This window comes from Bradyrhizobium sp. CIR48 (genome assembly GCF_014198315.1).
Taxonomy (GTDB): domain Bacteria; phylum Pseudomonadota; class Alphaproteobacteria; order Rhizobiales; family Xanthobacteraceae; genus Bradyrhizobium.
Genome location: NZ_JACIHG010000006.1, coordinates 381,044 through 402,936 on the forward strand (window position 1 = coordinate 381,044; position 21,893 = coordinate 402,936).

A 21,893-nucleotide genomic window follows, 5' to 3' on the forward strand; every position below is an offset into this window, starting at 1 on the left:
ACGTAAAATGCACGCCGAACTTTATACCGACGGAATTGAAGAAATCACCGTCAGTGGCACCATCGTCCGCGTCGATCTGGTCAGTCTTTCACCGACGGAGCGTGACGCAAACAATGTCCCCAAACGAGTGTTTTCTCAGCGGTTGATCTTTTCGGTCGAATCCTTCGCCAATTCGGTCGATGTGATGCAGAAGGCGCTTCAGGGCCTGGTTGACGCCGGCGTGGTCCGGCGGAATCCAGCCGAGTCGCACAATAGTGCCTCGGGTTCACGTGATGCGCTCGCGTCCAACACACGGCCTTTGAATGTCTCATCAAACTTCCGCTGAAATTGACGACGCTGGCGGCGTGAAGGAGCAGGTTGCGGATGCCCCCGGATTGGCAACGCAAACGGCGTTGGAATGCCTGTCCAAGATTTGCGGTCATCATGGCATCGATCTGCCGGTCGAGCGCTTGAAGCACGCTTACGCCGTGGCCGGCCCGCTTTCGTTGAATCTCCTATTGCAGATGGCGAAGGATGCTGGCCTACGCGCGAGAGGCACGAAACTGGATTGGGGCTCGCTGATTCGTCTCGGCGAAGCCTATCCGGCGCTGGCTCGACTCACCAATGGCAACTGGATCGTGGTTCTTGATGCGGGGCGGGGAGCTGAGGGAGCGGAGGTCGTCAGCATCTTCGACCCGCTCGCGGACCGCAAGCACGAGGTCCTGGTTGTCGACCGGGACCGATTCTGTGCCCAATGGGCCGGCGACACGATCCTGATCAAGCGCGAGCAGTTTGCGCAGGATGGTCGGAGGAGTTTCGGCCTCCGGTGGTTCGTACCGGAGCTACTTCGTCAATGGCGACTCTTTAGGGACGTCGCGATTGCCGCGGTCCTGCTCTATGCGTTGGGCCTCATCATCCCGATCTTTTTCCAGCTCGTGATCGACAAGGTTCTGGTTCACGAGAGCTTCACCACGCTCTACGTACTCGCTTGCGGTGCGAGCGTAGCGCTCGTCTTTGATGCGATATTCGGCTTTTTGCGGCGCTACTTGCTGCTTTATGCGACCAACAAGGTCGACATTCGAGTTGCCACGAAGACCTTCGGTCATCTCCTCGGGCTGCCGGTCACCTTCTTTGAACACATGGCAGCTGGGATCCTCGTCAAGCACATGCAACAAGCGGCGCGAATCCGTGAGTTTCTGACTGGGCGACTATTCTTAACGACCCTCGACGCGCTCTCGCTATTTGTCTTCCTGCCGGTACTTGCACTCTACAGCGTCAAGCTGACGCTCATGGTTCTGGCCTTCACTGCCGCGAGCGGCGCTGTTGTCGGCCTGCTCATGGGTCCTTTCCGGCGGCGTCTGTACGATCTCTACCAGGCGGAAGGTGCGCGGCAGGCTCTTCTCGTCGAAACAGTTCACGGTATGCGCACGGTGAAGTCGCTTGGGATGGAACCAGTGCAGAGCCGGATCTGGGATAGCCGCTGTGCGCAGTCCGTGGCCATGCGATTCGGCGTCGAGAAAATCTCCGCAGGTGCTCAGGCGCTCACCGGCTTGCTCGAGAAGATCATGACGCTTGGCATTATCGCTGTCGGCGCACTCGATGTCTTCGCCGGGGAAATGACAATCGGCGCGCTGGTCGCTTTCAACATGTTAGCCGGGAGGGTCTCCGGACCGCTGGTCCAGCTCGTGACAATGGTGCACGAGTACCAGGAAGTGGCTCTTGCCGTGAAAATGCTTGGCGAGGTGATGAATCAGAAGCCTGAGCGTGATGGTAGGAAAGATGGGCTTCGGCCCGACCTCGTCGGCAAAATCGAGTTCGAGGGTGTTTCCTTTCGCTACGGAGCTGAGGGAGCGCCGGCGCTTGATGACGTCTCCTTCACCATCGTGCCAGGTTCGATCTTCGGAATCGTGGGCCGCAGCGGCTCCGGCAAGACGACGCTCACAAGGCTGATTTCCGGCATGTATCCGGTGCAGCAGGGGCTGCTGCGCGTCGACGGATATGACTCGAGGGAGCTCGACCTGGCCCACCTGCGCCGAAACCTCGGAATCGTCTTGCAGGATAATTTCCTGTTTCGCGGGACGGTTCGCGACAATATAGCGTGCGCGAAACGCGATGCGACCTTTGCCGAGGTGGTCGCTGCGGCGCAGCTCGCAGGTGCGGACGAGTTCATCGAGCGGTTGCCCCGAGGCTTCGACACCATGCTTGAGGAAGACGCCTCCAACCTGTCCGGCGGACAGAAGCAGCGGCTCGCGATTGCGAGAGCTCTGATCGTCAATCCACGGATCTTGATTTTGGATGAGGCGACGAGTGCCCTCGACTCCGAAAGCGAAATGATCATCAGGCGCAATCTGCGCCGTTTGGCGGCTGGGCGTACCGTCATCATCGTCTCGCATCGGCTGTCGATGCTAACCGAAGCGAGCCAGATTCTGGTGATGGACCGCGGCCGTATCGTGGACGTGGATCGCCACGACCATCTCCTGTCGAAATGCACCATCTACAGGCTTTTGTGGAACCAACAGATGAAGCAGATCGCATGAAGGAGACAAGACAATCACGGGCGGATGCAAAGCCGGACGGTCTGGTTTCGGCCAGAACGATCGAGCGACGGCGAAGGTTCAGGCCAGGGCCCAGGCAAGCACCCGTGATCGCCGAATTCCAGTCCGATGCAACCGAAGTTGAGCAGCAAGCGCCTCCGCGGCTCGCGCGGCTCACCCTCTACGCCGTACTTGCACTGATTGCCTTTGCGGTCACCTGGGCATCCGTTTCGCAAGTGGAGATGATCGTCACGGCGCAGGGAAAATTGACCACGACACGTCCCAACCTAGTCGTGCAACCGCTAGAAACGTCGGTCATACGCGAGATCCACGTCAAGGCCGGTGACCGCGTGAACCGCGGCGACGTTCTGGCGACCCTCGATCCGACGTTCTCGCAAGCGGATTTCGATCAATTGCGCGGCAGAGTGGCCGGTTTCGATGCCTCGATCGATCGGCTGGGCGCCGAATTGAATGGAGCCGAGTACGCCGTCAAGGAGCTCGCGAACGCGGACCAGATCCTGCAGGGCAAGTTGTTCTTGCAGAGGAGGGCCGCTTACGAAGCGCAGATCCAGAATTACGACGCGCAGATCGCTTCCGCTCAGGCCAATCTCAAGACAGCACAGAACGAAGAGGCGGTTCTCCTTCAGCGTCTCGACACGATGCGTTCAATTGAAGCCATGCGCACCACACTGATGGACAAGGAAGTCGGTTCGAGGCTGAACTTCCTATTGTCTCGCGATGCACGGCTCGAGGTCGAGAGCAATTTGGCGCGTGTTCGTGGCAGTATCGCCGACACGACGCATCGGCTGGACAAGGCCCGCGCCGACCAGAAGGTCTTCGCCGAGGAGTTTCGTCGTACCACTTATCAGGAATTGGTGGAGACGGTGCCGAAGCGTAACGGCGCAGCAGAGGAATTGAAGAAGGCCGAGCTTCGTCGACAGTTGATCGTCCTGCAGGCGCCGGCAGATGCCGTGGTGCTGGATATCGCGAACCGGACAGTCGGCTCGGTGGTTCGCGAAGCGGAAACGCTGTTTGTCCTTGTTCCGCGTGACGTGCCTCTTCAGGCGGAGGTCAACGTCGAGGGGCGGGATATCGGTCAGGTGGCGCTTGGACAAGCGGTTCGGATCAAGTTCGAAGCGTTTCCTTTTCAAAAGTATGGAACTGCGACGGGAGAAGTCCGCGTCATCAGTCAGGACACGTTCTCGCCGGATACGAAGGCCGAAGGTGCGCGCCGTGCGCCAGCTCCCTATTACCGCGTACTGGTCGATTTGTCGGACACGCACCTTCGGCTTCCTCCTGAGCGTATTCAACTGATTCCGGGGATGGCGGTGACGGCCGAACTGAAAGTCGGCAAGCGCACCGTGATTTCCTATTTCCTCTATCCATTGCTGCGCGGATTGGATGAGAGCATCCGGGAATATTGACCCGGCTAGGGATGGTAAATGACCATGATCATTAGTCCAAATTTTGGGGTGAAGCTCCTGGTGCCCACGGCTTCGAGTAAGCTCTCGCACAATTCACCGCTGGTGAACTATGCGCTCAATGGGCTGGAACGCTGTTGGTTACCTGAACATCGCCGGTGGTCGCACATTTTCCATCTCGATGGACGTCCTTCGCCAAACGAGTCGATACCGAACAGCGACGTATTCTATACGCTCAATGTCTTACTTGGGTTGTCGCGCGTCGCTGGAATTCCGAGTGGTCTAGATCTGCCCGAAATATTCAGCCGCAACGCTTCGCTACTCACGAGGCTTCCGATGCGCAAGTACGCCTTCGGTATGGCGCTGTGGAGCGCCGCCGAGCTCGGCCTCGAAACGCCCGAGCCGGTCAAACGCGAGCTGACGGCCATTCTCGCCGATGAGTCCAGGTGGAAGAGCTTTCGTGCGCAGGATATTGGCATGCTGCTCACGGGAGTCGTGGCTCAGGCGAGGGCAGGCGAGAACGAGTGGTGGCGCTACGCCGGGCCGCTTTTTCGTTTCCTGAAGGAACGCTTCCACAGCGAATCGGGATTGTTCTTCGATGCACCGTTCGGGTTTCGCCGCCGCTTCTCGTCATTTGCGACGCAAACCTATCTCTCGATCGCCTGCTATCAATATGGCGAATTCGCCGGAGACGCGTCCGCGCTTGTCATGGCCGATACTTGCGTGCGCAATCTGATAGCGCTTCAAGGCCGACAAGGTGAATGGCCCTGGTTTTTCGACGCGATGAGCGGCCGCGTCCTTGATTTCTATGAGGTCTACTCGGTTCATCAGTATGGAATGGCCCCGGCACTGCTGGAATGGGCGGAGCGCTTTGGGCAGAGGGGATCGCGGGACGCCCTGGTCAAGGGGTTCAACTGGGTACTTGGTCAGAACCAGCTGGACCGGGCCATGCTCGTGCCTGAACTGAGCCTGACCCTCCGCTCGCAGGTTCGCAAAGGCGAATTGACAACGAAGGCGCCGCGCGTATTGCGCGCAATCAAGAACGCCTGGCTCGGAAACGGGGGCCGACTGATCGACGGCACTGACGTGGAAGTTCGGCTTGAGTGCCGTAGCTACGAATTGGGCTGGATTCTGTGGTCATTCGGCCAGCGTACTGACTTGCCGGAGCTGACCAACAACTGTGCCTTCGGCGGCGCCTGAAGAATTGCCGTTGCACTAACGATTCCAAGCTACTGCTCGCCGGCCCCGTAGGTGCGAAAGCATCGTCATGGCGCGGTGCGCCCGGACGGCACATAATACGGCAATTGCTTTGAGGCGGACGCCGCTACCATGTAGACGGTCGCTGGTTAGCACAGTCACGGCGTTTGGCGCGAGAGATGCGAAGACGAGCAACGCTTGCGCGAGCCAGCGCAATTGCCAAACAGGTTTACCTTCCGCCATGTTGCGGTAATGCGCAATGTGTCGATCCCATTTGGCGTAGAGCTCCTGGAGAGAGCCTCGGGCCGGATGGAAGACGATCATTTCAGGGGTATACCGAAATCGAAGTCCGGCGCGCAGCGCACGTTCGCCCCATTCCATATCCTCGGCTACATCAATGCCAGCGAAAGGGCCGACGCGATCGAAGTCGTGGCGAAACACCGCCATATTGCCAGTGCCGGAATAACCGTGGCGCTCGATATAGAGCTTGAAGCGATAAGCGAAGACGCTCTCATAAGCCGCAATGGCATCAAGCCTCGCATTCTCCGGCCGCCAAATACGAACGTCGCCCCCGAGGACAGTGCCAGCCGGCGACAAGCAAGACCATTTCATCACGTTGCTAAGCCAATCCTGATGGGCCCTGCAATCGGCATCGATGAAGGCGAGGATCTCGCCTTTGGCAGCGGCGACGCCTGCATTTCGCGCAGGGCCGGGACCTGGTTGCCGTTCGTGCTGCAGCCGTACGCCAGGATGACCGGCAACGACGTCCGCTGGCGGCGTTGCCGAGCCGTTATCTACCACGATGACCTCGAACGAGCGCCGGTTCAGGGTCTGTGCGTCCAGGCTGCGTAAACAGGCTTCCAGTGCGTCAGGCTGGTTGAGGTGGGGAATAACGACCGAGATCATCGGTTAAATCCTTCATTTAATTCCCGTTAGATCTGCTGTCTCACTCGTAGCTGGGGCGCCCTCGTTTTTCCGCATCGCATAGCAAATTCGGGCGATTTAAAACTTGCAATTAAATGGCGTCCGCGTATTATCTCAATAATAATCTTAAATGCCAACTTAAATATGGTCGATCTTTCTGGGAGATAGGTTCCAATGCGTGCAGCATTCCTGGGGTGCCCGATCGACCTGCTGACGATGGCGGAAACCGTCGAGCTGGCGCACAGAGCCATGCGCAGCCGCCAGCGGCTGCAACATGTGGCGCTGAACGTCGCCAAATTCGTCAATATGCAATCTGACCCCGTACTCGCGGCCGATGTTGCCAACAGCGATGTTGTCGGCATCGATGGCATGGGCATTCTTTGGGGCGCTCGAGCACTGGGGCTTCCAGCAACATCGCGGGTGGCGGGCGTAGATCTCCTTGCCGAGTTGCTCGCGGTATGTGCCCAGGAAGGCTTTAAGCCCTATTTCTTGGGAGCCACTTCCGCCGTTCTGGATCGGGCTTTGCAAGTCGCACGCGAGAGGCATCCCTCACTTGTCTTTGCGGGCTGGCACGACGGCTACTTCAAACGCGAGCAGGAGAATGACGTCGTCCGGGACATCCAGTCCAGCGCGGCCGATTGTCTTTTCATCGGCATGCCGACGCCCAGGAAGGAGCGTTTCCTCGCCGCCCATCGCGATGATCTCGGCGTGCCCTTTATCATGGGGGTGGGTGGTGCATTCGATGTCCTGGCAGGTACCGTTCGGCGCGCGCCCGTACGGCTTCAGAAGCTGGGCCTCGAGTGGGTATATCGCATCTATCAGGAGCCCGGGCGGATGTGGTGGCGATACGCCAAGACAAACGCGCTGTTTGCGGGCGTCCTGGCACAAGCTCTCATCAGGCAGGGGCTTCGACACCCCCTTGGTGCGCCCGGAGCCCTTCCGCCGGGTCCGAGCCGGATCGGAGGGTGAGGCGTGCGCAAGCATTTCTTCATTCTTCTGGGAACCCGGCCTGAAGCAATCAAGCTCTTTCCGGTCATCAACCGGCTGAAGGCTGAGCGGCGCAAGGACATCTCAGTAACGATCTGTGCGACTGCACAGCATCGAGAGCTGCTTGATCAAGTCCTCAAGTTGGCCAAAGTGGTCCCGGATTTCGATCTGAACGTCATGACGACAAATCAGACGCTGGATCACTTGACTTCTCGGTTGCTCGGACAAATCGGCGACCTTCTCGAAAAGGTGAAGCCCACCAGGGTCATTGTTCAGGGCGACACGGCAACTGCCATGACTGGTGCATTGGCATCCTACTATCACCGTATACCGGTCTCACACGTCGAGGCCGGACTGCGCAGCGGCGACATCTTCGCACCGTGGCCCGAGGAGGTGAACCGCAAGATCGTCGGCTCGATCGCCGATCAACATTTTGCCCCAACAGAGCGCGCGGCCCGAGCCTTGCGTTCCGAGAACGTCTCCGGTGACCGCATTCACGTTACCGGAAACACGGTGGTGGACGCTCTCATCCTCGCGAAAGCCATGGTCGAATCCGATCCAGGACTCTCGTGCCGCTGGGACGGCATAAAAAAGCGCCACGGCAATCGCCGCATCATCCTGGTGACCTGCCATCGCAGGGAAAACTTCGGCGGCGGCGTCGTCAACATCGTGAACGCGTTGGAGACCATTCTGCAACGGGAGGACGTTGCCGTGGTTCTCCCGGTACATCCGAATCCGAATGTCCGGGACCTGTTTGCGTCTCGATTCTCGGATCATCCGCGGGTCGTTCTCATTTCCCCTCAGGAATATACGGATTTCGTGAGCCTGCTCTCGTTATCATATTTGGTCTTGACGGATTCGGGAGGTGTCCAGGAGGAGGCCCCCACTTTCGGCAAGCCAGTCCTGGTGATGCGAGAAACGACCGAGCGTCCCGAAGGAGTGGAAGCGGGAACCGCGCGCCTCGTCGGGGCGAACTACGAGCGAATCGTTGCGGAGACATTTCGTCTGCTCGACGATGACGAGACGTATGCTGCCATGGCTCGTTCGCATAACCCGTTTGGTGACGGGCACGCAAGCGACCGTATCGTGAAGGTTCTTCTCGATGCCTGAATTCCAAAAGATCAATGTCGTTGGACTTGGTTATATCGGGCTGCCGACCGCGGCGCTGATTGCGAGCCGAGGGATGCAGGTGCTCGGTATCGATACCAACGAACGTATCGTCGATACGGTGGCATCGGGCAAGATTCACATCGCCGAGCCCGATCTCGATGGACTTGTCTCCAAAGTCGTGTCGAGCGGTGCGCTCACAACGTCCAGCAAGCCGCAGCCAGCCGACGTTTTTATCATCGCAGTACCGACGCCGATCGACCGCGAAAGCCGTCCAGACCTGTCAAGTGTGAATGCCGCAGTCGACAATATCGTGGATATCCTTGCTCCAGGCAATCTCGTGATCCTCGAATCGACATCGCCGATCGGAACCACCGAGGCCATGGCGAAGCGGATTATTGAACGCAGGCCGGACCTGCATATAGGTGTCAACGGCAAGGAGGACGGAGCGATCTACGTAGCCTACTGTCCAGAGCGCGTGCTGCCGGGACGGATCCTGACCGAGCTTATCAACAACGACCGGTGCATTGGAGGAATTACGCCGACGTGCACGCGGCGTGCTCAGCGCTTCTACAAGATGTTCGTTCGCGGCGCTTGCGTCGGTACTACGGCGCGGGCAGCCGAGCTGGTCAAGCTGACGGAAAACGCCTTCCGAGATACCAACATAGCATTTGCGAACGAACTGTCGTTGATCTGCGAGAGGTTCGACATCAATGTCTGGGAGGTGATCGACATCGCCAACCGCCATCCTCGCGTAAACGTTTTGCGGCCGGGACCGGGAGTGGGTGGGCACTGTATTGCGGTCGATCCCTGGTTCATCATCGACTCGGCGCCGGATCTAGCGCGCGTGATGCGAACAAGCCGGGAAGTCAACAACGCCAAAACGCAGAAGATCATCGAGCGTACTGACGCGCTGATCGACGATCATCCTTATGCAAACATCGCCTGTTGTGGATTGACCTTCAAGGCCAATGTCGACGACTTGCGCGAGAGTCCGGCCATGGAGATAGCCACGCATCTAGCGGCAAAGTACGGAGAACGGATCAAGGTCGTCGAGCCGAACCTGCGCCGTCTACCGCCTCAGTTGGCCGACTACCATGTCGCATTGGTCAATATAGAGGAAGCTCTACGCAGTTGCGAAATCGCGATTCTACTCGTCGATCACGATGAGTTCAAAATGGTGCCGTTGTCAGAGCGACGGCATCTCGATGTCATCGATACGCGCGGCATATGGCAGGATATGCCAGCGCGGACGTAAGAGGCATAAGGCCGTAACCCCCGAATGGATCGAGGTTAGCATGCGAGATAGCCAGCTTGGAATCGGGGTCGTGGGATACGGCTATTGGGGTCCCAATCTCGTTCGAAATTTCTCAGCCAATCCTGCCGCCCGCGTTGTCAGCGTGAGCGACCTCGATCCGGGCAGGCTTGGGCTTATAGCGCAGCTTTACCCCGCGGTAGCAACGACCACGCACTATGACGATCTGCTGAAGGACGCCTCGATTGATGCAATTGCTATCGCTACCCCGGTGCACACGCACTACGAACTGGCGATTGCGGCGTTGCGGGCTGGCAAGCACGTGTTGGTCGAGAAGCCCCTTGCGCCGAGCTCAGAGCAGGTGATGCGCCTGATCGACGAGGCGGATCGGCGCGGATTGACACTGATGGTCGATCACACCTTTCTCTACACGCCGGCGGTTCAGAAGATTCGTGAGCTCGTGCTGAAGAGAGAGCTGGGAGACGTATACTACTACGATAGCACACGCGCGAGCCTCGGGCTGTTTCAGAAAGACGTAAATGTGATCTGGGACTTGGCGGTGCACGACATCTCGATCATCCATCATATCCTCGATGAGGAGCCGGTCGCGGTTTCGGCGACGGGGTCGTGCCATGTTGTCGGTTCGCCCGAAAACATGGCTCACATCACATTGTTCTTCGCCAACGCGTGTGTGGCCCACGTGAGCGTTAACTGGCTCTCGCCTGTCAAGGTACGCCAGACGTTCATTGGCGGCAGCAAAAAGATGATCGTCTATGACGATCTCGAGCCGACCGAAAAGATCAAGGTCTATGACAAGGGAATTACTCTCGATAGGCCCCCCGAGAGTGCACATCAATTTCGAATCGGATATCGCGCCGGCGACATGTGGGCTCCGCATATCTCGCCTAGGGAGGCGCTGCAGACCGAGGTTGAGCATTTCATCGACTGCGCGCGCAACGGCGGGCAGCCGATTTCCAGCGGCATGTCTGGGCTGCGAGTAATCGAGGTGCTTGAAGCGGCTTCGCGATCGATCACGGAACAGGGCAAGCCAGTCGCGATTCGGCAATTGCCGAGCGTGAAAGCGGAGCGGGCTCGGGCCACGGCTTAGTTGGCGGTTGGTCGTGGTTGTTCGCCAGCTAAGCCCGGCGTCGGGAGCCGCGATGAATTCAGTACAGCGTTCAGTCTTGTTCTCTGCGGTGGACCGCTATGCGGGTCTTGTGCTGTTTTTCGTCTCCACCGCGGTACTTTCGCGCCTGCTGACGCCGAGCGAGTTTGGGGTTTATGCGGTTGTCAATGCGCTTACCGCCGTGATCGCGGCCGCTTTTCAGGAATTTGGAGGGGCAAATTACCTGATTCAGAAGCGTGAGCTGTCGCGCGGGACTATTAGAACGGCGTTCACCATCACCTGGGGGATCTCACTGGCAATTGCGCTGATTCTTTTAGTCACGGCTGACGTTGTATCGCGGCTCTTTGCGCAAGACAGTCTAAGGCGGGGTATTGAGGTTTCTGCGCTGAATCTTCTCGTTATACCGGTCTCCGGAACGTTGATCGCCTTGTTCCGCCGTGACATGCAGTTCGGCACCCTTGCGATCTGCAATTTTGCGAGCAACGTGGCGGTTGCGCTGGTTTCGATCGGACTGGCAGTACTGAACTTCAGCTACATGGCTCCAATCTGGGGTGGTGTGGCTGGGAGCATCGTTCTCGCGGGCATGCTGCTGAGCTGGCATCGCGATTTCAGCGTGTTACGCCCTTCGCTGTCCGAGTACCGAGACGTCATCGAATTCGGTCTCTATTCCAGCGGCGTCAGCGTCATCAATGTCTTCTACAACCTCGCGCCTCAGCTCTTTCTGGCGAAGATCCTCGATCTCACGGCTGTGGGTCTCTATAGCAGGGCAATCAACCTGACCCAGGTATTCGACAGGCTTGTCACGCAAGTCGTGAACCCGATTATCATGCCGGCCATTGTGACCAAACGTGCAGCTGGGGCAGATCTAAAAGGCGTGTATCTGGATGCGGTCCAACTGCTTTCCGCCGTGCAGTGGCCATTTCTCACGTCCGTGGCGATTATGGCAAAGCCGATCGTCCTGATCTGGCTTGGTGGAGCCTGGCTCGAAGTCGTGCCATTGGTGCGCATTCTTTGCATTGCAAATCTGGCGCTGTTCGCTGCGTGTCTGACCTATCCTGTGTTCCTGGCAGTTGGACGCGTGCGCGACGCGCTTGTCTCGTCCTTCATCTCGTTGCCACCCTCACTGCTTGCCCTCCTATCTGCGTCCTTTTTTGGCGTGGAAGTAGTTGCAGCATGCGCGTTGCTGACATTGCCATTCCAGGCAGCGGTGGCGATTTACTACCTCAGTCCGCATCTGGCGCTGCGGCCAAGCGAGTTTGGCCGGGCCCTGCTGAAGAGCGGTGCCGTCACGATGGGGACCGCTTCGGGCGTAGCCGTCTGTGCGGTGTTGATCGAGGCAGGAGCTCTTAATTTCGTCGCAGGCCTGATAACAGCATTGGTGGTCGCCACGTTCTGCTGGTGGTGCGCACTGATCCTGACGGGGCATCCTCTGCTGGGGCACCTTCGTCATGCTGCAGCGGGTCTTGCCGAGATGGCGCCCAGGCTGCTGCCCTCACGCCCGGTCCTGTAAAGGCTGGCGTGATTGGAGAGAGAGAGAGAGAGAGAGAGAGAGAGAGAGAGAGAGAGAGAGAGAGAGAGAGAGAGAGAGAGAGCGAGAGAGAGAGAGAGCTGACATGCCAATAAAGGACACCGCGCTTGGCCGCGACGTGCGCATCGTGCATCCGGATCTGGTCAACCTGTATGGTTGCGTCGTCGGTGACGAGAGCAGGATCGGTACCTTCGTCGAGATCCAGGCGGGGGCAGAGATAGGTGCGCGTTGCAAGATATCGTCGCACAGCTTCATTTGCGAGGGCGTTACGATCGAGGATGAGGTGTTCGTCGGTCATGGAGTGATGTTCACGAACGACAAATATCCTAAGGCAACAACCGCGGACGGTCGTCTTCAGCAAGCTTCGGATTGGACGCTGCAGCGCACGCGGGTCGGTCGGGGGGCTTCGATCGGCTCGAATGCCACCATCCTGTGCGGTGTGACGATCGGAGAGGGCGCCTCCGTAGGTGCCGGTGCGGTGGTCACTAAGGATGTTCCGCCCGGCGCTATCGTCGCGGGAGTGCCCGCTCGGGTCCTGTCCGCAGCTGAAAATACGCTCCTGAGCGATCGTCGCTCGTAAGAACTGCTCCATAAACCATTTTTAAGCGCGATATATATGCGTCGCAATTTAATGCTTGATTTAATATGATTATGAGAGTTAATATTTTATTATAATGTTTGGTCCAACCAAGGTCTTGAATCTTGATACCCTTCCTGGATCTGAAAGCCCAATATAGCCAGATCAAGCCGGAAATCGACGCCGCGGTTGCGAGAGTCATCGGGAGCGGGCACTTTGTGCTCGGGCCGGAGGTGACCGCCTTCGAGGGGCGCTTTGCGGGTTATTGCCGGACTGCCCATTGCCGCGCGGTGAACACCGGCACTTCGGCGCTTCACCTTGCCTTGCTTACGGCGGGTGTCGGACCCGGTGACGAGGTCATCACCGTATCCATGACGTTCGTCGCGACCACCGCGGCCATTATCTACAGCGGTGCCAAGCCGGTGTTTGTCGACGTTGACCCTGTAACGTGGACGATGGATCCCGGCTTGATTGAAGCTGCGATAACACCACGAACCAAGGCGATCCTTCCGGTTCACCTCCACGGGTTGATGGCCGACATGGATCCGATCATGGCCATCGCGCGTCGTCACGGCCTGGTCGTCATCGAGGACGCCGCGCAGGCGCATGGCGCCGAATACCGGGGACGTCGAGCAGGTTCGATTGGCGATCTGGGATGCTTCAGCTTTTACCCTGGCAAGAATTTGGGGGCGTTCGGCGAGGGCGGAGCCGTCGTAACTCATAGGCCTGAATTCGCGCACCGCGTGTCACTGCTGCGAGATTGGGGGCAGGAGGCGAAGTACGACCACGCCATCCCCGGATATAATTATCGTATGGACGAGATTCAGAGTGCGATATTGAACGTCAAGCTGGACTACATTGAGAGCTGGACGGAAGCGCGCCGGTCGGCGGCTGAGCAATACAATGCACTGCTGTCTGAGCTCCCATTCGCGCGTCCCCAGCCGCCAGGGCACGCCCGTCACGTGTATCACGTCTATGCGGTCAGGTTGGAGGAGCGCGATCACGCACTGTCGCTGTTGCGCGATGCCGGAATAGGCGCCGGGATTCACTATCCCGTTCCGGTGCATCTGCAAAGAGCCTACGCAGAACTCGGCTACCGTCCCGGTGATCTCCCCGTCACCGAGATGCTGGCGAACGACTTCCTCTCTCTTCCCATTTATCCGGAGCTGCTGCCGGAACAGGCAGCCGAGGTTGTCGCAACATTGAGGAGCGCAGCGATGTTGCGGCCCAGTGAAGCGGCCGGCGCCCGAGCGGAGCATCCACAAAGCGTCATGACATGGTCCCACAACAGGAGAGCGTCTTGATTGATCTCAAGGGAAAGCGCGTTCTGGTCACCGGCGGCGCAGGCTTCATCGGGTCCCACATCGTTGATCTGCTCTGCGACGAGGGCTGCATTGAAATTGTTGCTCTCGACAACATGGTCAGAGGCCGGCCGGAAAATCTCCGGCGCGCGCTCGGGCGCGGACCGGTGAGACTGGTTCACGGCGACATACGCGATCGCAAGCTGATGGAAGCATTGGTCAAGGCGGCCGATATCGTCTTCCACCAGGCCGCACTTCGCATCACTCATTGTGCGGCCGAACCACGCCTCGCCAAGGAGGTTATGGTGGACGCCACCTACGACCTGCTGGAGCTGTGCATCAAGCACGATATTGAGAAGATCATCGCGGCGTCTTCGGCATCGGTATATGGCATGGCCGAGGAATTTCCGACAACAGAGCGGCAGAATCCGTACAACAACCGAACTCTCTATGGAGCCGCCAAGGCGTTTAACGAAGGCCTTCTGCGGGCCTTCAACGATGTATGCGGCCTCGACTATGTGGCATTCCGGTATTTCAACGTCTACGGCAGCCGGATGGACATCCACGGACGGTACACCGAGGTCTTGATCCGCTGGATGGAGCGGCTGGAGGCCGGATTGCCTCCCGTCATCTTTGGTGACGGCCATCAGACCATGGATTTCGTTCACGTCCGCGACATCGCGCGCGCCAACATCCTCGCGGCCAGGTCAAAGATCACCGATGAGGTCTTTAACGTCGGAAGCGGCACCGAAACCAGCCTGACGGAGCTGGCTACGGCGCTTGCGTCCGTGATGGGACGCCGTGGCCTGACGCCTGAATTCGCGCCGGAGCGTTCGGTCAATCCGGTGCCGCGCCGACTGGCATCGACGGGCAAGGCAGAGCGTTTGTTGGGTTTCCGCACCACGGTTTCGCTTGAGCAGGGGCTCGCAGATCTCGTGAAATGGTGGCGATCGGAACGCGATCTCGCTTCGGACCGCCGGCGGCAGGCCGCGGCATCATGATCCCGATCGCGACGCCGTTGCTTGCGGACGAAGAGGCTGATGCTGCGCGCGTGGCCGTGCTGTCAGGCTGGGTGTCGCAAGGTCCGCAGGTGGCCGCGTTCGAGCGCGAGTTCGCTGCACTTGTCGGCGCTCCACACGCCTGCGCTGTCGCGAATTGCACGGCCGCCCTGCAGCTCGCTTTGGCGGCGTTGGACATCGGCACCGGCGACGAGGTGATCACGGTCAGCCATTCCTTCATCGCGACCGCCAACGTCATCCGCAGCCAGGGCGCCACTCCGGTTTTCATCGATATTGATCCGGAGACATACAACTTGGATTGCGACCGGCTGGCTGACGCCATCACCGAGCGCACGCGTGCGATCATCGCGGTTCATCAGATGGGTATGCCCTGTGATATGGCCGCGCTCATGGCGGTGGCGGGGCGCCACGGGATCACGGTAATCGAGGATGCAGCCTGTGCCGCCGGATCGCAGATCCGGGTGAACGGGCAATGGGAAGCGATCGGCAGGCCGCATGGACACATTGCCTGCTTTTCCTTTCATCCGCGGAAGGTGATCACGACAGGTGAGGGTGGAATGCTCACCACCGCGGACGCCGAGCTTGATCGCAAGTTCAGGCTGCTGCGCCAGCATGGTATGAGCGTTCCGGATATCGTGCGTCACGGATCACAGCGTGTCATCTTCGAGGAGTACGTCCTCGTCGGCTACAATTATCGAATGACGGATATGCAGGCTGCGATCGGTCGCAAACAGCTCGAGCGGCTGGCAGAACTGGTGACGCGGCGCCGCGCGGTGGCCGCCAAATATGCCGAGCTACTCGGCAATTTGGAAGGGTTGCGACTGCCTACGGAACCGATTTGGGCGAGATCGAACTGGCAGAGCTATTGCGTGCGTCTCCCCGATCGCCTCGACCAACGCACCGTCATGCAAAACCTCCTCGACAAGGGAATCGCGAGCCGCCGCGGGATCATGTGCTCGCACCGTGAGCCGCCTTACGCCGAGTCGAAGCAACGGCACGATCTTCGTCAATCCGAACTTGCGCAGGACAGGTCGATCCTGCTGCCCCTTTACGCTCAGATGACGGACGTGGACCTGTTGAGTGTTGTTGAGGCGCTGAAGGCCGAGATAGCCCAATGATGAGTGCGGCGTATCTATGAGAATCCTGGTCGCAATAGCCAGCTACGGCCATGCAAATGACCTGTACCTGGATCGGGTGATCAATGAATACCGATCCATGCAGTTCGATGTCGACGTGGTAGTTCTCTCAAATATCGAAAAGGCCGTTCCGCCCGCTGTCGAGTGTCTAGTTGGGCTCCCAACCAAAGACCCCTGGTCTCTTCCGTTTTTGCATAAGAAGCTGTTTCTGGACCGGCTCAATCTGTACGATCTGTTCATCTACTCGGAAGATGACATTCTAATAACCGAAGAGAATATCAGTGCCTTTCTGGACGTTGGCTCTGCCCTGAAGGAAGACGAGATCGTCGGATTCTTGCGGGTTGAATATGGTCCGGATGGGGAGCGCAACTTTCCGGAGGTGCATGGTCATTTCCGCTGGGATTGTGAATCGGTCAGAGTAAGGGGGGGCTATACTCTCGCCCATTTCACGAACGAACACTCAGCCTGCTACATACTAACCCGGCAACAGCTGACGAAAGCGATTGCTTCAGGCGGCTTCCTGGTCGCACCGCACGAGGGAGAATACGATCTTCTTTGCAGCGCTGCCACCGACCCGTATACCCAATGCGGTTTCAGGAAACTTATTCCCATATCGCACATAGAGCAATTCTGGGTGCATCATTTGCCGAACAAGTATATCGGCCATTTTGGTGTCGACCAACGCGAACTAGGCTCTCAAATATCGGCGTTGTTGCTGATCGCCTCTCAGGAGAAAAGACGTCGTCCCCTGCTGAATACCGAGACCAGCTTGTGGCACAAGATGTATTCGAAGGATTGCTATGAACCGATCAGAAGCGAGGTCTTGAGCCTGATCCCCAAGAGCGCCGAACGCATCCTGTCGATCGGGTCAGCGTCCGGCGCTAATGAACTCTGGCTGCTCGAGACCGGGAAACAGGTGGTAGCGGTACCACTTGATGATGTCATAAGCAACAAATCAGCCGCGCGAGGGCTCCAGGTGGTGTCGGGAGATCTCGATACCGCTCGTGCAAAGATTTCCTCAATGAGATTTGACTGCATCTTGTTTCTCAACGTTTTGCAGTTCGTACATCGTCCGGAGCATTTACTGAGACTGTTTGTCGATGCTCTCTTGCCCGGAGGAGTAGTCCTCATTACGGCACCGAACAGGCCATATGTCCGTTATCGGTGGCAGCGCAAAGGCGGACCGCGCCATAGTCGGCTTAGCTTCGAAACGACGAGAATTCACAACACATCGAGCTCAGTAATTCGACGTTGGTGTGTCGAATCGGGGCTCTCGATGGAGAGGACATCGAAAGTCGATTCACCTCGAGCCAACGGATCCAAACAAAATCGTTTGTCCGCCCTTTTTGCCTCGGAGGTCGTCGCGCTGGCAAAGAGAGTGCCTGATCCGAATGAACGCAGGGGTTCGAAGAGAGGCGTAGGAAACGCGAGCGGGCCGCTATGACAGAAAGAAAAGACGCTCGCGCCTGTAACTCGGATCGTACCGAATATTACAGGCATTCACGCGAGGAAATTAGGTCGCTCTTGCCAAATGGAGCATCGAGGATCTTGGAGGTAGGGCCGGGCGGCGGCTACACGCTGCGTTGGCTGAGATCAATCTACCCAAACGTCAAGACTGTGGGGGTCGAGGTCAACGGCGAGCTGAAGGAAGAGTTGGAGGAAAACGCGGATACAGTCGTCATCGGCAATATCGATGATTGTGCTTCCGACCTCGGCCAGTTCGACCTCGTCTTACTGCTTGATGTCCTGGAGCACCTGCCGGATCCCGGGAGGACGCTTCGATCGATCAGCGGGCTTCTAACGGAAGGCGGCCGCATTATCGTTTCGGTGCCGAACGTTGCGCATTTGAGTGTAGCGTTGCCGCTGCTCTTCCGGCGAAAATTTACATATCGGGATTCCGGGATTCTTGACCGGACGCATTTAAGGTTCTTTGTCGAAGGAACGGCCGTCGAACTTCTGAATGATGCTGATTTGATTGTCACAGATGGTTTGGTTGCCGGCATCGAAGGACCAAAATCGAGGCTGATCGACTGTCTCTCGCTCGGGGTCCTTCGTCACCACCTCGTCAAGCAATATATCATGGCCGGACAACGACGCGGCGATGCTCCGGCACAATCGAAAATCGATTGGAGGCGGGCGGGCAGCGTGCGCGTAACGGAGGGACGCCGGTGAGCTCGACAGATGTAGTCATCCCTTGTTATCGATATGGGCATTTTCTAAGGGATTGTGTCCAAACCGTCCTGACCCAATCCGGTGTGACGTTGCGCGTGCTGATTATCGACGACGCGTCGCCGGACGACACGGCCGAAGTTGCGCAGGAGTTGGCTCGCGCGGACTCACGGGTCACCGTTCTCAAACACGCATCTAATCGGGGTCACATCGCAACGTTCAACGAAGGGATCGCCTGGGCGGCGGCCGACTACCTGGTGTTGCTTTCTGCGGATGACTATCTGTTGCCTGGTTCCCTTGCGAGGTCAGCCCGCATGATGGATGATCACCCTTCTGTCGGTCTCGTGTTCGGTCGAGCGATTGTACAAGAGGATGATCGAAGGGAAGTCGTAGCTGCTCCCGCAGGTTTGGGGCAGGGAACACGGATATTATCTGGAACTGAGTTCATCCATCTCAGCCGGGCCAAGAACATCGTGATTGCGCCTACTGTAATGGTTCGGACGAGCTTACAAAAAAAGCTGGGCGGATATTCAGCGCAACTGACGCACAGTGGGGACATGGGCATGTGGTTGCGATTTGCCGCGCACGCCGAGGTCGGATTCATTGACCGGGCTCAGGCTGTTTATCGACGGCATACGGCCAATATGTCAACGACGTACTCGCCGGAGCAGGATCTCGCGCAACGAAAGGAGGCATTTGAAGTCTTCCTTAGCAGTTGCGCTCCGGTGCTTGCAAACGTCGACGATCTTCGGACCTGGTTCGTCAACGAACTGGCGCTGGACGCGGTCAGAAGTGCGAGCCGTGCCTTCAACGAAGGAGCAATGGGACTTTCCGATCGGCTTTGTGAGGCTGCATTGAAAATCGACCCAAAGGTCGAAGGAACGCCGCCTTGGTTGGCTCTGGCTTGCAAACGGCGTTTGGGCCGTCGTGCGTGGCAGCTTCTACAGCCGGCCGCCGATCGAGTACGACAGATGCTCGCGCGATAGTTGGTAAAGCCTGCCTGGCCCTTGTGCTGCGCGGACGCGCCCCGGGGCGCAGTTTTCTCCCATTTGACGGAATCTTGTGAGCATGGTCGCGCCCCAATTCAGGCACGCTTATCGTCGCGCGTGAACTAGGGAAATGTCAGCGGCCATCAACGGCATCGGCTCGTCGGCGGGCATTCGGTATTCGGTCATAGATGCCTCGCGAAGAGACGCGCGAAGCCCTAGACAAAGAGCCCAGAATATCCAAAGAAAGTGCCAGTAATGAACTGTCAGGCCGGTGAGCATCGTCAGTACAAGCGCTGTCGTAAATCCCCAATGTGGCGGGTCGTTAGTGACCTTGCTGGCGTTTCGCCTGGCCGGCAGAATAGCTGCAATATTGGTGAGGGCCACTAGCACAATCATGGGAATGCCGAAGCGTATCGCCAGCTGCAGCCAGACGCAATCGACGGTGTAGTCCAATATTTCGTTGTTCAATGGGTTAAAAGCGAATCCGGTCCATGGCTCCTGGCCAATTTTCAGTAGGGCCAGATCCCAGATCATCAACCTGAAGTATCCTGACACTGGATCGAGTGTCAGATGGGTGATGATCCAGCCGATCGGATGATTGGCAATGATGAAGATAGCCAGTATGCCTCCCGCAACGGCAAGCCAGAACACGCTCCAACGAGATGAATAATTCTTCATAAGGCATTCGTATGCAAAGGCCACTATGGCAATGATGAACGACAGCAAAGGTGCAGAGGACATTGATAGTATGCATCCGAGAAGGCACACGCCCACCCACCATGTTCGCTTTGCAAAGGTCTGTTCGTAAGACATCAACATTGCGCCGGATAGAGTGCAAAACGTGCCGAACAGGATGGGGTGGTCAAATGTCGATGCGGTCCTCAGCAAGTCCGCGCGAAAATCAGCCTGCAGCAGGGGGGCGCTCTGGAAAATGCCGGCCAGAGTCGTGTGCACCACGAGTCTTCCGGTGACGCTGTCTGCGAGTGCCAGGAACACGACGATGATCACGAATGTCTTCAGCACCCGAATGAAAGTGGAAACGGCGGCTCCGAAGAGCAGCCCTCGAGCCACAAAGTACCCTCCGACGTACTCCAGGCACACTGCCGACGCGGATGATAGGCTGCCGTCTCCTCCGACATAAGCCGCCGCCCCGATCATCCAGATGCCGGTTATGGCCGCGAGATAGTCACTTGCTATAAGGTGGCGATCAGCCTTAGTAAGTCGGACGAGGGCTGGTATGAGCAGTATCAGGATGGCAATCCTGCCGACCGTGAGTTTGGCGCCAGACACGTCGACGGCGACGAGTCCTCCTGGAAACAGGATTGCTAGGAGGACAACGTAGCACGCGAAGGCGCCTACATTTCGGGGCTCCGGCCGCAGTTGTTCGCAACTCGCAAGTGTCGAATGGGATAGCGGTGACTTCATTGCTCTCGCGTCCAATGTTCTGGATAAGCTGCAATCAGGATACAACGGCTCGTTCGAGAACTTGCGCGTATCGCTGAATACACGCTTCTGTGTCGAAGCGGACCTTCGCCTCACTTGAGAGGGTCGCGCGAGAAGTCGCCCAATACTCTCGATTTGCGATGATAGAATTCATCGCTGAGACAAGGGCGGCTCTGTTGCGCTGAGGCCGAAATCTCTCACGCGCAACACTATCCCATGTTACGGCCTCGGGATTTTCTAGGGGGTTGGGCACGAGGCAGCCATGTCTGCCGTCCAGACCAATTTGTTCGCGGGCTCCCCCGACATCGCTCATCACAACGGGTAGGCCTGCACAAAGAGCCTCCATTGGGGCGAGGGGCCATCCCTCAAAGAAGGAGTTGAGAACGAAGCAATCGGCCGCTGAGAGCAATGGGGACGGGTTGGAAATATTGTCGCGAAGATGGATTCTATGGCGCTCGGGGATCTTCTTGTGAAGGAGTTGCAGCTGCTTCATATAGACGGGATCATCCGCCCTACCCGCCAGGACAAGATGTGCGTGCGGGAACAATTTTGCGACCTCTGCAAAGGCGACCAGCAGGCCGTATGCGTTCTTCTGCATGACGTGACGGGCCAACGATACGAACAGAAACTCATCTTGAAGACCCAGCCACTTCCTTGCCGCGGTCCGGTCAGTCATCTGCCGGTGGGTAGAATTGAAACCGTTGGGTATCGTGTAAATCGCATCGGCGCTGAATGCCGGGTTGCCGCGCAAATATTGCCGTCGTACCAGGTCGCTTACGGCGATCAGAAAACGAATATTGCGACTTCTCGGCCCCTCTGCTCGCCAATCGGTTCCAATTGGGGTCGGAGCGGCGTGCAGCGTTTCTACTACCGGTATTCCCAGCTCGTGAGCCGCCTGGACCAGCCAGTCTGGAGGTGCATGAGCGCTGATGACGTCCGGCCGTTGTTCCCTGAGCCAGCCAAGGCATTCAGATGGGTATCCATGGATGACCTCAATCCCTTCTTCTTGCAGCGCACGCATGAGACGCCCGCCGGATACAGCCGGGTCTGTTACCATGACCGTGGATCTGATGCCTCTGTCGGGCAGCCGCCGAGCAAGAAATGCCACGAACTCATCGATTCCGCCGGCGTCCAAGACGCTCGTCGAAATCAAGCATGATAGTCGTCGATGAAGTCGGTCTGGCCTTTCAAGACGTGAGGG

19 protein-coding genes are annotated in these 21,893 nt (G+C 58.0%); 16 read left to right on the forward strand and 3 right to left on the reverse strand.

The annotated features are described in order from the left end of the window. Positions 1 to 7 precede the first annotated feature (7 nt). The 4 genes from GGD66_RS20860 to GGD66_RS20875 all read left to right on the forward strand — a co-directional run bounded on the left by GGD66_RS20860 (position 8) and on the right by GGD66_RS20875 (position 5,134). A complete protein-coding gene (locus GGD66_RS20860) occupies positions 8 to 325 on the forward strand; it encodes a hypothetical protein (protein WP_183258853.1) in 318 nt (105 codons plus the stop codon). Then, positions 303 to 2,516, forward strand: a complete 2,214-nt coding sequence (locus GGD66_RS20865; protein WP_246788933.1) for a peptidase domain-containing ABC transporter — start codon at positions 303 to 305, stop codon at positions 2,514 to 2,516. Before GGD66_RS20860 ends, GGD66_RS20865 begins: the two co-directional genes overlap by 23 nt. A 104-nt stretch (positions 2,517 to 2,620) precedes the next feature. Next, the gene (locus GGD66_RS20870; protein ID WP_183258854.1) at positions 2,621 to 3,937 is read left to right on the forward strand and encodes an HlyD family type I secretion periplasmic adaptor subunit; all 1,317 of its coding nucleotides are present in this window, start codon (positions 2,621 to 2,623) and stop codon (positions 3,935 to 3,937) included. A gap of 18 nt (positions 3,938 to 3,955) precedes the next feature. After that, on the forward strand, positions 3,956 to 5,134 hold the full coding sequence (locus tag GGD66_RS20875) for a hypothetical protein (protein ID WP_246788934.1): 1,179 nt from the start codon (positions 3,956 to 3,958) through the stop codon (positions 5,132 to 5,134). A 15-nt stretch (positions 5,135 to 5,149) separates the two neighbouring features. Here the strand turns inward: GGD66_RS20875 and GGD66_RS20880 are convergent, their stop codons facing one another. After that, complete coding sequence (locus tag GGD66_RS20880) at positions 5,150 to 6,037, reverse strand: glycosyltransferase family 2 protein (RefSeq protein WP_183258855.1); 888 nt, start codon at positions 6,035 to 6,037, stop codon at positions 5,150 to 5,152. A gap of 192 nt (positions 6,038 to 6,229) precedes the next feature. On the opposite strand from GGD66_RS20880, the gene GGD66_RS20885 reads away from it, so the two are divergent. The 12 genes from GGD66_RS20885 (at position 6,230) to GGD66_RS20940 (ending at position 19,246) form a co-directional block, all read left to right on the forward strand. Continuing rightward, on the forward strand, positions 6,230 to 7,024 hold the full coding sequence (locus tag GGD66_RS20885) for a WecB/TagA/CpsF family glycosyltransferase (RefSeq protein ID WP_183258856.1): 795 nt from the start codon (positions 6,230 to 6,232) through the stop codon (positions 7,022 to 7,024). A 3-nt stretch (positions 7,025 to 7,027) separates the two neighbouring features. After that, positions 7,028 to 8,152 carry a non-hydrolyzing UDP-N-acetylglucosamine 2-epimerase gene (gene wecB, locus GGD66_RS20890; protein WP_018316130.1) on the forward strand — a complete coding sequence of 375 codons (1,125 nt, stop codon included), beginning with the start codon at positions 7,028 to 7,030 and terminating at the stop codon, positions 8,150 to 8,152. Further along, positions 8,145 to 9,407 (forward strand): UDP-N-acetyl-D-mannosamine dehydrogenase, encoded by a 1,263-nt coding sequence (gene wecC / locus GGD66_RS20895; RefSeq protein ID WP_092261941.1) that lies wholly within the window; start codon positions 8,145 to 8,147, stop codon positions 9,405 to 9,407. The genes wecB and wecC overlap by 8 nt, the downstream gene beginning before the upstream one ends. Before the next feature lie 40 nt (positions 9,408 to 9,447). Then, the gene (locus tag GGD66_RS20900; RefSeq protein ID WP_049814775.1) at positions 9,448 to 10,512 is read left to right on the forward strand and encodes a Gfo/Idh/MocA family protein; all 1,065 of its coding nucleotides are present in this window, start codon (positions 9,448 to 9,450) and stop codon (positions 10,510 to 10,512) included. A 52-nt stretch (positions 10,513 to 10,564) separates the two neighbouring features. Further along, a complete protein-coding gene (locus GGD66_RS20905; protein WP_049814762.1) occupies positions 10,565 to 12,040 on the forward strand; it encodes an oligosaccharide flippase family protein in 1,476 nt (491 codons plus the stop codon). Positions 12,041 to 12,143: 103 nt separating this feature from the next. After that, positions 12,144 to 12,638: an acyltransferase gene (locus GGD66_RS20910; protein ID WP_183258857.1), complete on the forward strand. Its 495-nt coding sequence runs from the start codon at positions 12,144 to 12,146 to the stop codon at positions 12,636 to 12,638. 122 nt (positions 12,639 to 12,760) lie between these two features. After that, positions 12,761 to 13,939 carry a DegT/DnrJ/EryC1/StrS aminotransferase family protein gene (locus tag GGD66_RS20915; RefSeq protein ID WP_183258858.1) on the forward strand — a complete coding sequence of 393 codons (1,179 nt, stop codon included), beginning with the start codon at positions 12,761 to 12,763 and terminating at the stop codon, positions 13,937 to 13,939. Next, on the forward strand, positions 13,912 to 14,937 hold the full coding sequence (locus GGD66_RS20920) for an NAD-dependent epimerase/dehydratase family protein (RefSeq protein ID WP_049814763.1): 1,026 nt from the start codon (positions 13,912 to 13,914) through the stop codon (positions 14,935 to 14,937). The genes GGD66_RS20915 and GGD66_RS20920 overlap by 28 nt, the downstream gene beginning before the upstream one ends. Beyond that, entirely contained in the window at positions 14,934 to 16,073 is a 1,140-nt protein-coding gene (locus tag GGD66_RS20925; protein WP_183258859.1) for a DegT/DnrJ/EryC1/StrS aminotransferase family protein, read from the forward strand. Before GGD66_RS20920 ends, GGD66_RS20925 begins: the two co-directional genes overlap by 4 nt. A 16-nt stretch (positions 16,074 to 16,089) precedes the next feature. Beyond that, the gene (locus GGD66_RS20930; RefSeq protein WP_183258860.1) at positions 16,090 to 17,535 is read left to right on the forward strand and encodes a bifunctional 2-polyprenyl-6-hydroxyphenol methylase/3-demethylubiquinol 3-O-methyltransferase UbiG; all 1,446 of its coding nucleotides are present in this window, start codon (positions 16,090 to 16,092) and stop codon (positions 17,533 to 17,535) included. Next, positions 17,532 to 18,263, forward strand: a complete 732-nt coding sequence (locus tag GGD66_RS20935; RefSeq protein ID WP_183258861.1) for a bifunctional 2-polyprenyl-6-hydroxyphenol methylase/3-demethylubiquinol 3-O-methyltransferase UbiG — start codon at positions 17,532 to 17,534, stop codon at positions 18,261 to 18,263. The genes GGD66_RS20930 and GGD66_RS20935 overlap by 4 nt, the downstream gene beginning before the upstream one ends. Then, a complete protein-coding gene (locus tag GGD66_RS20940; RefSeq protein WP_183258862.1) occupies positions 18,260 to 19,246 on the forward strand; it encodes a glycosyltransferase family 2 protein in 987 nt (328 codons plus the stop codon). The genes GGD66_RS20935 and GGD66_RS20940 overlap by 4 nt, the downstream gene beginning before the upstream one ends. A gap of 108 nt (positions 19,247 to 19,354) precedes the next feature. Here the strand turns inward: GGD66_RS20940 and GGD66_RS20945 are convergent, their stop codons facing one another. Next, a complete protein-coding gene (locus GGD66_RS20945) occupies positions 19,355 to 20,674 on the reverse strand; it encodes an O-antigen ligase (RefSeq protein WP_183258863.1) in 1,320 nt (439 codons plus the stop codon). Positions 20,675 to 20,708: 34 nt separating this feature from the next. Continuing rightward, positions 20,709 to 21,827, reverse strand: coding sequence for a glycosyltransferase family 4 protein (locus GGD66_RS20950; protein WP_018316142.1), 1,119 nt, complete (start codon positions 21,825 to 21,827; stop codon positions 20,709 to 20,711). Between the last annotated feature and the right edge of the window lie 66 nt (positions 21,828 to 21,893).

What these genes read in the sequence shown, in the direction of transcription:
- wecC (WP_092261941.1), top strand. Translation starts at nt 8,145, where the DNA reads ATGCCTGAATTCCAAAAGATCAATGTCGTTGGACTTGGTTATATCGGG.
- GGD66_RS20945 (WP_183258863.1), bottom strand. Translation starts at nt 20,674, where the DNA reads ATGAAGTCACCGCTATCCCATTCGACACTTGCGAGTTGCGAACAACTG.
- GGD66_RS20865 (WP_246788933.1), top strand. Translation starts at nt 303, where the DNA reads ATGTCTCATCAAACTTCCGCTGAAATTGACGACGCTGGCGGCGTGAAG.
- GGD66_RS20910 (WP_183258857.1), top strand. Translation starts at nt 12,144, where the DNA reads ATGCCAATAAAGGACACCGCGCTTGGCCGCGACGTGCGCATCGTGCAT.
- GGD66_RS20875 (WP_246788934.1), top strand. Translation starts at nt 3,956, where the DNA reads ATGACCATGATCATTAGTCCAAATTTTGGGGTGAAGCTCCTGGTGCCC.
- GGD66_RS20925 (WP_183258859.1), top strand. Translation starts at nt 14,934, where the DNA reads ATGATCCCGATCGCGACGCCGTTGCTTGCGGACGAAGAGGCTGATGCT.
- GGD66_RS20920 (WP_049814763.1), top strand. Translation starts at nt 13,912, where the DNA reads ATGGTCCCACAACAGGAGAGCGTCTTGATTGATCTCAAGGGAAAGCGC.
- GGD66_RS20880 (WP_183258855.1), bottom strand. Translation starts at nt 6,037, where the DNA reads ATGATCTCGGTCGTTATTCCCCACCTCAACCAGCCTGACGCACTGGAA.
- GGD66_RS20905 (WP_049814762.1), top strand. Translation starts at nt 10,565, where the DNA reads ATGAATTCAGTACAGCGTTCAGTCTTGTTCTCTGCGGTGGACCGCTAT.
- GGD66_RS20935 (WP_183258861.1), top strand. Translation starts at nt 17,532, where the DNA reads ATGACAGAAAGAAAAGACGCTCGCGCCTGTAACTCGGATCGTACCGAA.
- GGD66_RS20885 (WP_183258856.1), top strand. Translation starts at nt 6,230, where the DNA reads ATGCGTGCAGCATTCCTGGGGTGCCCGATCGACCTGCTGACGATGGCG.
- GGD66_RS20900 (WP_049814775.1), top strand. Translation starts at nt 9,448, where the DNA reads ATGCGAGATAGCCAGCTTGGAATCGGGGTCGTGGGATACGGCTATTGG.
- GGD66_RS20860 (WP_183258853.1), top strand. Translation starts at nt 8, where the DNA reads ATGCACGCCGAACTTTATACCGACGGAATTGAAGAAATCACCGTCAGT.
- GGD66_RS20930 (WP_183258860.1), top strand. Translation starts at nt 16,090, where the DNA reads ATGAGAATCCTGGTCGCAATAGCCAGCTACGGCCATGCAAATGACCTG.